Origin of the sequence: Nostoc sp. NZL (assembly GCF_015714705.1) — a bacterium.
Lineage (GTDB): Bacteria > Cyanobacteriota > Cyanobacteriia > Cyanobacteriales > Nostocaceae > Nostoc > Nostoc foliaceum_A.
In genome coordinates this window covers 1-12185 of the sequence record NZ_WBKL01000137.1, presented here as the reverse complement: position 1 = coordinate 12185, position 12185 = coordinate 1, and the positions used below count along the sequence as shown (strand labels likewise).

Here is a 12185-nt window from a genome sequence, read left to right as displayed (position 1 = left end):
ATAAATATCTTCGTCCCCGTCATAAGTGGTCAGTACAATCATCCGGGCATGGGCGAATTCAGCACAGATTGCAACGATCGCATCAACGCCGCTTACCTGGGGCATCCGTAAGTCGATCAAGGTGACATCAGGCTGTAGTTGCCGATATTGAGCGATCGCTTCCTGCCCATTACCCGCTTGACCTACCACTGTCATATCTGGCTCATTTTCAATCATCGCAGCAAGTCCTTGCCGGACAATCGAGTGATCGTCGACAATCAAAACGCGGATTGCTGTAGACTGACTCACACTGATGCCTCCCGATGTACGGATATGATCGTTTCTGTTCCCTGCCCCAGTCGGCTCTCAATCGAGAGTTGTGCCCCAATGCGTTCCGCTCGTTCGGTAATTCCCAGTAAGCCAAACCCCCGATTTAGGATTCTATGGTTGGCTTCGAATCCTTGGCCATTGTCTTTAATTCGTAAGAAGAATTGCGTTGATTCATAAATTAATTCAATCCGAATTTCCTTTGCATTCGCATACCTAATTGAATTCGTAAATGCTTCCTGTGCAATTCTCAGAAGATTATTCTCTGTTTCCGGGGGTAACGTATAGGGCGTGCCAATAATATCACAAATCAGGCTGGTTTCGGTTGAAGATTGCATGGTAGCGATAAATCGTTGCAGTGCCGTCCACAGATTACCATCTTCTAAGGATTGGGGGCGCAATGCTGCAACGGAGCGTCGAGCTTCTGTCAGCCCGGTGCGAGCTAGGTCTCGCACGGTGTTAATATGTGTTTGAATTGCTTGGGGGTTGGTTGCCACTAATCGAGAAACGGTTCCCATGTGAACTAGAATCCCTGTAAAGGCTTGCGCCAGAGTGTCATGAATTTCGCGTGCCATGCGGTTGCGTTCTTCTAAAATTGAGGCTTCTTCGGCACGTTTGCGATCGCCAATGTCTGTGATCAGCCCATAGTATCCTTTCACTTGACCGTTGTTATCGAAATCAGGGATGAAGGAATTACTGACATATTTCTTGCCATACATACAGGGCATTTCTACCTCATAGGTTGTGATTTGACCTGCCAGCGCTTGATTGATGTATGGTTGTGCAACTTGATAAGATGCCTCACCCAAGTTTTCGCGAATATGCTTGCCCAAAATCTCACCTCGACTACGGTGAAACCAGTCCTCATAGGTGCGGTTGACAAACCGATAACGTTGCTGGGCATCTACATAAATGATACAAACAGGTAGAGCGTCCGTGATCAGTCGTAATTGCTGTTCTCGCTCGCGCAGTTCTGCTTGGCTTTGCTGTAAAGCTGCCGTCCTTTCTGCAACCTGTTGCTCTAAGGTGCGGTTGTAATTGGCTAATAGTTGCTCTGTTTGTTTCCGTTCAGTAATATCTTGAAAGGCAACGATTCCATAAACTACATTGCCTTGTTCATCAAAGACAGGAGTGCCCCATACCTCAATTGGAATGGTTGCATTGTTCTGCCGGATATCTACATCATCAATCTTGGTACGTTCGCCGCTCAACGCCCGGATGGCTGGCAGTCTCTCTGTTGGATAGATTTGATTTGTTCCGGTCATATAGAACTGATAAACCTCAGCGATTTGATCGGGTGGTACGGAAGGATCAATCGCTTTGCCCATTAGCTGGATACCCCGTTGATTGGCGTAATAAGGGCGACGCAGCGCATCGATTATGCCAATTCCCACTGGAATCGCTTCTAGAAATTGAGCCATCTGACTTTCGCGCGCGCGTAGCTCTGAATAGAGTTTGGCATTTTCGATCGCAATTGCTGCCTGAGTAGATAGTAGATTTAGAAGTTGCGATCGCTCTGCTGTGAATGCTCCAGTTGCTAATTGATTTTCCAGGTACAACACGCCAACAAGTTTACTTTGATTCAACAACGGCAAACAAAGAAGTGATTTCGTTTGGTTCTGCTGAATATATGGCTCATTGATGAAATTACCTTCACGAGTTGCATCATTTAAAATGACAGATTCATGAGTCCGAATCACATAATGAATAATGGATTCGGGTAAGCGATTTACCATTGAAATCGATTGCAGTACTTGTGTAGTACAAAAATTCGCCCCATCATTGAGTTCACAAGCAGCCTCGATCGCCCATTCTCCTGCGTTTTCCAAAATCAAGCATCCAGTTTGCGCGCCAGCATTCTCAATTAATATCTGCATCAAAGAATTGAGTAACTGATCCAGTTCAATTTCGCGAGAAATGGCTTGGGATGCTCTGATTACTGTTGCTAAATCGAAAGCAATATGTGAGGTGTTAGAAGTAGTTCCAGCAGTGGTGCGAACTGGTGCGGCAGCCATATTCAGCGACTGAGGAAAAAACTGTGGATAGCGAGTCTCTAAATCTTTGGCTTTTGCGGTTGCTCCCCACCGCTCATAGCAGTAATGGGCTTCCTTCATATAGAGATGAGCAAACCTTTCTCGACCACGAGCCAAGTAATGTTTAGCAGCTAACTCATAGCCTAAAGCTTCTTCTTGAAGATACTCGTTTTCTTTAGCACCAAAAATTGCTTGTTCGTAAAACTCCTCTGCCTCAAAAAACTGACCCAAAACTCGTGCTTTCTCTGCTTCAACTAACTGAAATTTATGCAAAAAATTCATGGGGGCGTGGTGTGCCCATTTCTGCATCTTCTCCTGGTTGGCATTAACGCGATTCAACCAAGCTGCTTTTTCAGAGTTTGAAGCATCCGCCAACAAGCTCAGAAATATTAGGGAGTCATAGAAATGAAATATAGATACAGAGATTATTGCTGTGGCTGCGCCTAAATACTGTTCTGATAAAGTAGCTGTTTTTGCAGCTTGCTCATACTCCCCAAACAAATAGCATAAAATCAGCTTATTTAAGTAAAAGTAGTGAATACTAGTTCCATCCTTAACAGCGATCGCCCATGATAGTGCTTGCTCTTCGTCATAGATACAACCCACTAAGCGACTTGGATTTTCAGATTGACCTCGCAGGTTAAGGATCGTTTGCTGCAACATTGCTAGCCAAATGGAAGCAGTCTCTCGTCTAATTTGATGGGTGACTTTACAATAAATCGCTGTTTGTTGTTCCAGTTCTGTCAGTTCTTGTCCTGCAAAAAAGGGATAATAACATAAGCTAAATGCACAATAACTCGCAAATTCAAACTCTCCACTTTCTATCCCGCTTTGATAAGCCTCAGCTAAAATGGGAAATGTCTTTTTAAGGTGGTCTTTCCAGTGAATTATATGGAAATTCACCATCAGCAATGCTTTGCAGTTAACTCTCTTGCTACTTAATCTTTTCGCTAAATTTAAGGATAATTTGCCAAATCGATAGCCCAGTTCAATGTCTTGTACAACTCCACATAGCATCATGCCATAAGCAGCATAACCGAGAAGCGACCAGATAGCGTTTCCATTGGCGATTGATAAATTCACCATCTTGCACACAATCAGCACCATCAGAGCGGGTGACACATTAAAAGCCGCACCCACTGTGCTGACTAAAATGTAGATTGCTGCCAGCGGCACAGGTTCAGTCATCTCTGGCAGATCGATAAAATCTTCGATTTTCCGCCCAGCCAATCGTGAAGCCGTTTCCTCTAATCCTACTTGAACGTCTAACTGACTTGGAGCTTCTACTAAACTAATTCCCAAGAGTTGCAGCACTTCTAAGCCAGTTTTAAGGGCTTCTTTAGGGTCTCCCTGCGACAGCCATGCTTGAATTCTGCTATCGTAAGCTTTCACTTTATCAAGCACTGTCTTTGCACGCTTGAACACTTCTTCTACAAGCCGTTCCATTTCGTCAAAGTGACCACTAAGGTATGCTGCCTCTGCGGCCTCCGAATGCAACGCCAAAGTTAAGCCATACTCACGCTGCCAACTTTCCCCATTAAGAAGTTTAAGCCCTGCATTGAAATACTTGAAAGCTGCTTCATAAGCCGTCGCTGCCAGCGCTTTCTGACCTGCTTGCAAATTTAGTTTGGCAATCTCATTCCGTTCCCATTGCTCAGTGATTAACTCGGTTCCATAATTCAGTTGGTCAACAATTTCAAACAACCGCTCTGCTAGCTGCTCCGGCGAAGTCTTTTCGAGTAAATTGCGACCGATTTGCAGATGTACTCCAAGTTTTTGCGACTCATCGATTAAGGCATAAGCTGCTTGCTGAACGCGATCGTGCAAAAACTTATATTCTTGAACTAATAGGTTTTCGTCTAATTCAGATATAGGTTGAATTAATCCAGCTTGAATGGCTACTAGTAAATCTAGAGAAATTACTTTAGGAGATTGTTCGCAAACGATCGCTAACGTATTTAAATTAAATTCAGCACCGATACAAGCTGCTAACTGGAGAATTTGCTGTGTGTTTTCTGGTAATTTATTTAACTGGCTCAGTAGCAACTCCACCACATTATCGGTAATATCCTGGGCTTGAATCTGAGCAATGTTCCATTGCCAGCATAAGTGTTGTGCATCAAATGTCAGCAGATTTTCGCTATGCAGCATTCTCAAAAATTCACCGACAAAGAAAGGATTGCCCTCGGTTTTACGCAGTACTAACTCGGCTAAGGAACAAACGGTGTCTGCATTCTGATGTAGTGTCTGGGCAATCAACTGACTCAACGGTTCAAGCGTTAATGGTGCCAGGACTATCTGCTGAAGCACTGCCCCTTGTTTTCGCAGTCTCTCTAGCGTTAACATCAACGGATGAGTTGGATTTACCTCATTATCTCGATAGGCTCCAATTAAAAATAGGAATTGGGTTTGTTCATCAAGCAACATCAGCTCGATTAACTTCAGCGTTGCTAAGTCCATCCATTGCAAATCATCTAAAAAGATAACAAGCGGGTGTGACTCTGAACAAAACACCCGCATAAACTTCTGAATAATTAGATTGAAGCGATTTTGAGCTTCAGTTGCTCCAACTTCTGATACAGGCGGCTGCTTTCCAATAATTAATTCAACTTCCGGGATTACATCAATAATGATTTGTCCGTTGCTTCCCAAAGCTGTTAGCAAGCGCGATCGCCATTGTTGCACTTGCTCGTCTGGTTCACTGAGCAATTGTTGTACCAATTTTTGCAGGGCATCTGCGATCGCGCTGTAGGGAATATTGCGCCCAAATTGGTCAAACTTACCAGAGACAAAATAGCCGCGTTTTGCAGTGATGGGCTTGTAGAGTTCTTGTACTAACGCTGATTTGCCAACCCCAGCGTAGCCAGATACCAACATCATCTCAACTTGGAATTGAGAATTTTTTTGATTCTTCACTCTCAATTCTTCATTCCGCGTTTGTGCTACTCTGTCAAACGCTGCTAATAATGCTTCAATCTTTGCTTCGCGTCCATACAATTTTTGGGGAATTTGAAACCGATCCGAAACGTCTTGAAGCCCCAGTTGAATGCCATTGATTTTATCGGTTTGTGCGAACTGGTGAAGACCGATTTTTAAATCTGCTTTGATGCCCCAGGCACTCTGATAACGATCCTCTGCGTTTTTCGCCATCAATTTCAAAACGATATCTGAAACGGCTTTAGGGATCGCTGCATTCAGTTCGTGAGGTGGAACAGGCACTTTAGCAATATGACAATGGACTAGCTCAAGGATGTCTGTTGTGGGAAACGGCAGATGTCCGGTTAGCAGTTCGTAGAACGTCACACCGAGCGAGTAAAAATCGGTGCGGTAATCGAGCAAACGGTTCATGCGCCCTGTTTGCTCTGGAGATAGGTATGCGAGTGTCCCTTCTAAAACATGAGGACTTTTAAAAGTCGGATTCGTGCGGTTAAATTGGGTGGCAATTCCAAAGTCAATAATTTTGACAACGCCAGTATCCAGATTAAGGACTATGTTTCCAGGGTTGATATCTTTATGAATAACATTAGCTGCATGGATTCTGCCTAGAATATCGCAAATATCGATCGCAATACTTAAAAATTTGGATAAAGGCATGGGGCAGAAGATATCTGGGCGCTTGTGCATCCATTGCTCTAGGGACTCTCCCCCAAAATCTTCTAACAGAATCACCAGAGTCCGTTGATAGTCCTGCTGGCTGTATGCCTTAACCACTCCTTCTAAATTCAGGGAATGGGTAATTTTATACTCCTGTCTGTAGCGGGTCAGTTCCTGGGGAGAGGGATAATCAAGCTTTAGCATTTTTACAACGATCCTTACTCCATCGTTTCTGATGCCTCGGTACACTAGAGAATTGGAACTTTCGTATATTTTGTTTTGGATAGCAATACCAGGTAGAGCAATCATAGAGCAACTCTTGAGAGGATAATCTGGCATAACCCAAACTATACAGCAATCCAGCTATCTACATCTTTCATCTTCTGGGATTCTATTTGGTTTTGTTCATTTCTACCCAGTTGCAGAGCGATGGCGTTCACTTACAAGCGCTGTATAAATTATGTAGAGCAGTTCTACAGCACTCATTTGACAACTGGCATAGCACGGGACACCAGAAGCGGAAAGTTTTGCCCTATCCCTCGTACAACTTCTTGACTGTCCCGTTGTGGTGATATCTCTATTGAAACTGCAACCCAAAGACATTAGATGCCAATTTGCCAAAATTGTTTAGGGTGTTATCTTTTCCTCATATTCAAACTCCAGAAGATTCAACAATTTCTCTTCCACAGCAGTAAGATAAGGACGGTTTAACTTCCCCAACGACTGCAACAGATTTTTGACCGTCTCCTCCAGCGAATCGGAATACACTTGACTGATGCGATCACCTACGGTGGGCGGTTACGCCATCGCAAATCACCTGCATCTGCTCACACTCGGCAGGCAGATAATCGTAAGACTTCAGGTGCTTCAACCCAACGGTGTACTCCCCATCCCAGGTTTTGACAGTGCAACTAAACTCATTTACTTGGCTGACAATCCCCCAGCAGCCACCCTTGCCCCTGAGTTCGGGGTTGTCCTTTGCTAGTATTTGGCACACCTCGCCAATTTGGTAGGTATTGGGTACTTGGGTTCGCTCCATGATGCGCTGCACAACATCTTTGACGATTCTACCAGTGGGCACTTTCCCGCCAGCAAGTTCTACCGCCTGTTGCCATACTTCTTGCTGTTGCTGCGGTTCCAATTTGGTCATGGGCCGAACTTGTCCTTCGCTGGTAGGCAAGATTTGTTGTAGCTGATCGGAGTGGACTGTAGGAGGATCATCTTCAATTTGATTTTGTGTCCAAATTGGACACATTTTGATTAAATTATCTACAACTCCAGCAGCTTCAATTAATCTGTAAGGATGACGACGCTCAAACCCAAACCTGTCTTTGCAATACTCTTCAAAGGTTGAATGCGTCGAACGGTACAGTCGGCGATCGCGTAATTCTGCCAGTGCCTTACCCGCCTCAAAAAACGCTCTTTCTACACGGCGCTCTAGGTGGAGGCGATCGCGCTGTTCTTCCTCTGTCAACTCTGGAACTTCGACAGCAGTAACTGTAATTGTTGCTGAACCTGGATCTACTTGCTGGGAGATATCCTCGTTTGCAGAGTTAGCTGCTGAAGTTGAATCGGTAGATGCGGCAGAGGTGGCTTTTTTGCGATTAGAAGGTGGTTTAGCCATTATTCCACCCCTTTAGTTCAACAATATTTTTTCAGAGTCAATTACAACGTAGATTTTGGAAGTAGTTGATAACTGCTCCGTCATAGCCCAATGCAGGTATCACTTGCCACGTAAACGGCGTTAGTCCCCAATTTTATAAATGGCAAAAATGCTTGAAATAATAGGCATTCCCATCTCTGATAAAAAAAGCATAACTGTGGCTGCTTGCACTCATCCACTTGTTCACTGGCTGATTGTGGATTGTGAATAAATTATTGCAATATTAATAACTTCTTAAGCCCTAATTAAACCCGATTTGGTAATTAATCTTGTTAATAACTAGATGGTTATTATTTAGGTTTTTTATTGCCTTTTATTGTAGAAATTTCAACAAGGACTTTTATGGAGCGTGTACATTTCCAGGGCTTGCTATCCACTACAACAAAGCGGCGACGCTTTCTGCTCGGTGCCGGTACATTCACCGCAAGCGCTATTGCTAGTCTTTGGACTCATAAAGTTGTTGCACTGTCAAGGTTCTCTGCCTATCCCTTCAGCCTTGGTGTTGCTTCTGGCGATCCCTTACCAGATAGTGTAGTGCTATGGACGCGGCTGGCTCCAGATCCCTTAAATGGTGGCGGTATGCCGCAGGTGAATGTACCAGTACGGTGGCAAGTTGCTTTAGATGAAAACATGAGAAAAGTTGTGCTACGGGGCGTGGCATTGGCAACCCCCGAATTAGCACATTCTGTTCATGTAAATGTACGTGGTTTAGAGCCTAACCGTTGGTATTGGTATCAGTTTAAAGTGGGTAATGAAGATAGTCCAATTGGTCGTACCCGTACTGCTCCAGCGATTGGCACTAGGTTGAATCAACTCAACTTTGCGTTTGTTACTTGCCAAAAATGGGAAGATGGTTTCTATTCTGCTTATCGTCGCCTAGCTGAAGAAGATTTAGATTTGGTTTTTCATTTGGGTGATTATATTTACGAATACGGCATCCCTCCTACAGGTGGTGTACGCAACATTTCTTTACCTGAAGAGTTTAGAAAAGAAACGAATACGCTGGAGCAATACCGCCTTCGATATGCTCTATATAAAACTGACCAGGATTTACAAAAAGCTCACGCCTTATTTCCTTTTACAGTCACCTGGGACGACCACGAAGTTGAAAATGACTATACAGATGACATTTCGGAAAACAACGATCCGGTCGAACAGTTTCTCAAAAGACGTGCTGCTGCTTATCAGGCTTATTATGAGCATCAGCCACTGCGAGAATTTTCCCTACCACAGGGGCCAGATATGCTTATTTACCGTCGGCTGACTTTTGGTAATCTGGCGGAGTTTAACGTACTTGATAGCCGCCAGTATCGGAGCGATCAGCCATGCGGTGACGGTGAAACACCTCGTTGCCCAGCAGCGCTAGATCCATTTAAAACCATGCTTGGTTCTCAGCAGGAGCGCTGGCTGCTGGATGGTCTTGACCGTTCTCAAGCACGTTGGAACATACTTGCTCAACAGGTGCTGATGGCAGAGCTAGATCATAAAATTGGGCCAGGCGAAATCTTTTGGAACGACTCATGGGATGGATATCCCCTTGCACGTAATCGTGTTTTAAGTCACATCGCCAGCCGCCAGATTTCTAACCCAGTGGTGATTACTGGGGATTGGCATTCTACATTTGTTAATGACCTCAAGCTTGACTTTAAGGCTTCTAACTCTCCAACGGTGGCTACGGAGTTTGTCACTCCCTCAATTACTAGCAATGGTGATGCCAATGTCTACGGCCCCTACTACGGCCCGAAGATTCCAGAAAATCCACACATTAAGTTCTTTGATGGCGATCGCCGAGGTTACTTCCGAGTCAACCTTAACTATGAGCGTTGGCAGACTGACCTGCGTATTGTTACAACTGTGAGTCGTCCAGATGCGCCTGTATACACTTTCGCTTCCTTTGTTGTTGAGAATGGTCATCCAGGTGCCAAATTAGACTAGTATTTAAGCTTTTGCGTATTCAAATATTTGAATACGCAAAAGCAAATCAAGTGTAATCCCACTCCATTACTTCCTGATGAGGTAACGGAGTACTCCCATCGTACCCGCCCAACGTAGGTTCATGCCCCAGTTGAGGCAGGGAATATGGTCACTTATAAAAAGAAGACTCAAAAGCTCTTCCTCAAACGCCGTCAAATACGGTCGCTTCAACTCTCCCAGATGTTTCAGCACAGCACTTGGGGCATCTTCTAAATTCTCGTTTTCCCGTAACCTAATGATGCTTAGGCGTAGCCCGCCGCAGGCATCGCTCTTAGAGAAATGCCAGTTATCTACATCTTCTGAGATTCTATTGAGTTTGGCTAATTTCTAGCCAGTTGTAGAGTGGGAACTGAACTCTGTTGAGCGCTGTATAAATCATGTAGAGGGGTTCTACAGCACTCAACTAAACAACTGGCATAGCTGGATGTCAAGAAGCGGGAAGTTTTATCTTTTCCCTCGTACAACTTCTTCACTGTCCCGTTGTGGTGATATCTCCATTGAAACTGCAACCCAAAGCCATTGGATGCCAAATTGCCAAAATTGTTCAGGGTATTCTCCCATACTCCGACTCCAGAAGCGTCAACAATTTCTCTTCCACAACAGTAAGATAAGGACGATTCACCTTCCCCAACGACTGCAACAGACTTTTGACTGTCTCTTCCAGCGAATCGGAATACACCCGACTGATGCGATCACCTACGGTGGGCGGTTACGCCATCGCTAATTAACTGCATCTGTTGACACTCCTGGGGCAGGTAGTTGAAAGACTTTAAGTGTTGCAACCCAACGGCGTACTCGCCATTCCAAATTTTCACAGTGCAACTAAAGTCATTCACTGCACTGACAATTACCCAACACCCGCCCTTTCCCCTCAGTTCTGGGTTATCTTTTGCAAGGATTTGACAGACTTCCCCGATTTGGTAGGTATTGGGTACTTGGGTTCGCTCCATGATGCGCTGTACAACATCTTTGACAATGCGATGAGATGGTACTTTCCCGTTGGCGGACTCTACAGCTTGCTCCCATCTTTGGGCTGAATGTCCGGGTCAAGCTTGGACAGTGGCCTGATTTGCCATTCATTCGTCGGCAAAATGTGATCGAAACGATCACATTTTTGCTCTAAGTTATCAAATATTACTGCTGCATCCATTAGAAGATAAGACTGGCGACGATTATGGCCAAAACGATCGCGGCAATACTCCTCAAAGGTTTTGTGAGTAGAGCGATATAACTTGCGATCGCGTAACTCAATCAACGCCTTCCCCGCCTCAAAGAAAGCCCTCTCTACTTTCCTCTCCAGAAGTAGGCGATCGCGAATCTCCTGCTCGGTTAACTCTGTTACTTCAACAGCAGTAACTGTAATTGTTGCTGAACCTGGGTCTTCTTGCCGGGAAATATCCTCGTTTGTTGAATCGGTAGATGCGGCTTTTTTGCGTCTAGAAGGTGGACTATTCATATTTCCACGTCCTCTAGTTCGACAATATTTTTTTACGGTCAATTGCAACGTATATTTTGGGCGTGGTTGGAAACTCCGTCTCTAAAAAAATAGAGGGGAGAGCAAGAAGATTGATGGTCTGAGGGTCAATCATCTTTGCTCTAATCACGGTTGCACCCCAAACTCAATGCCTAAAACCTGCTCAATTCGTCTTAGCGTAGGCAGTGGCAATACTTTTATCCGCTCTTGCTCAATTGCATACCAATTGGCAACAGAAATGTCAGCCTCAGCAGCCAATTGAGTAATAGTACGACCTGACTCATGTCTTGCATCTCGGATGCGTTGCCCCAACTCAGGAACATCTATTTCCCAGCCTACCTTCATTAATAGTTGATTTTGTGACATGTAACGCCTCCTTTATACAACGCATTAGAGCAATATTAATATCGTAACATTACACATCTATTAACATTACTATAATGATATTGTAGGATTAACATTATAAAGAAAGCGCCCCGACTACCAATCTGAAGCGCTTTCTGTCCCGTTAGGAACTTTAACAATCATGACACACCAAATCTACAGCCATCAACAGCTGCAACTGAAATCAATTGCTCAACTCAAGCAAATCTACAGCGAAATCGGCTGCACAGTTGAAGTAAACGACAAACGCTGCAAGGATTCTTGGATTAGTGCGATCGCCTCCGGCGCGCGGGACGCGATCGCTGATTACCAAGCCAGCAAGATTCAGAAACTCACCCCCGCTGCCCCCGACGAACAAGCCCTCGCCCAAGCCGAACTCGACAACTACATCGCTGACCAAGCCCAAATTGTAGCTCCCGAACCACTGACAATAGTCGAAATTTCGGTTCATCCGTTACTTTTATGGAGAATTAATAGAAAAGTGCCAGTTTAATAAACTGCGTAATCGAAAATTGCTAAAATTACGAAAGCCATACCCAAGTCTTTTAATTAACTTGAGTTTATTATTAATTCCTTCTACAGTACCACTGGTAGTTCTGCCATCAAAATAACCGACTATTTCCCCAAACCATCTCACCATTGTCCCTAGACTTTTCGGAAAGTATGAACGTGCATCATACATCCAATCTAATAATTGTGTTATGCTATCTCCCCAAGATTTAGTGGTTTCAAATATCTGGCGGAATTGTTCTTTAAG

At 44.4% G+C, this 12185-nt stretch carries 9 protein-coding genes; 2 read left to right on the top strand and 7 right to left on the bottom strand.

Features of this window, described 5'->3' with window-relative positions:
- From F8R90_RS19510 to F8R90_RS19500, 3 genes are all read right to left on the bottom strand, one after another.
- Positions 1 to 288 (bottom strand): response regulator (locus F8R90_RS19510; protein ID WP_196512053.1); only part of this gene is annotated, 288 nt, incomplete at its 3' end.
- Positions 285 to 6242 (bottom strand): AAA family ATPase, encoded by a 5958-nt coding sequence (locus F8R90_RS19505; protein ID WP_196512052.1) that lies wholly within the window; start codon positions 6240 to 6242, stop codon positions 285 to 287. The genes F8R90_RS19510 and F8R90_RS19505, both read right to left, overlap by 4 nt.
- Positions 6243 to 6714: 472 nt before the next feature.
- Positions 6715 to 7557, bottom strand: a complete 843-nt coding sequence (locus F8R90_RS19500) for a hypothetical protein (RefSeq protein ID WP_230966487.1) — start codon at positions 7555 to 7557, stop codon at positions 6715 to 6717.
- 381 nt (positions 7558 to 7938) lie between these two features.
- Here F8R90_RS19500 and F8R90_RS19495 point away from each other — a divergent pair, with 381 nt between their 5' ends.
- Positions 7939 to 9531: an alkaline phosphatase D family protein gene (locus tag F8R90_RS19495; protein WP_196512051.1), complete on the top strand. Its 1593-nt coding sequence runs from the start codon at positions 7939 to 7941 to the stop codon at positions 9529 to 9531.
- Positions 9532 to 10262: 731 nt separating this feature from the next.
- On the opposite strand, the gene F8R90_RS32960 is transcribed toward F8R90_RS19495, so the two are convergent.
- From F8R90_RS32960 to F8R90_RS19485, 3 genes are all read right to left on the bottom strand, one after another.
- Complete coding sequence (locus F8R90_RS32960; protein ID WP_230966485.1) at positions 10263 to 10520, bottom strand: hypothetical protein; 258 nt, start codon at positions 10518 to 10520, stop codon at positions 10263 to 10265.
- 59 nt (positions 10521 to 10579) lie between these two features.
- Positions 10580 to 11026, bottom strand: coding sequence for a hypothetical protein (locus F8R90_RS32955; RefSeq protein ID WP_230966483.1), 447 nt, complete (start codon positions 11024 to 11026; stop codon positions 10580 to 10582).
- A 144-nt stretch (positions 11027 to 11170) separates the two neighbouring features.
- The gene (locus F8R90_RS19485) at positions 11171 to 11410 is read right to left on the bottom strand and encodes a helix-turn-helix domain-containing protein (protein ID WP_225892625.1); all 240 of its coding nucleotides are present in this window, start codon (positions 11408 to 11410) and stop codon (positions 11171 to 11173) included.
- A 160-nt stretch (positions 11411 to 11570) separates the two neighbouring features.
- Here F8R90_RS19485 and F8R90_RS19480 point away from each other — a divergent pair, with 160 nt between their 5' ends.
- Positions 11571 to 11921, top strand: a complete 351-nt coding sequence (locus F8R90_RS19480) for a hypothetical protein (RefSeq protein WP_230966481.1) — start codon at positions 11571 to 11573, stop codon at positions 11919 to 11921.
- Here F8R90_RS19480 and F8R90_RS19475 read toward each other — a convergent pair.
- Positions 11889 to 12185, bottom strand: a 297-nt coding sequence (locus F8R90_RS19475) for a transposase (protein ID WP_196509658.1), incomplete at its 5' end; no start/stop codon positions are given. The two genes, F8R90_RS19480 and F8R90_RS19475, sit on opposite strands and share 33 nt — an antisense overlap.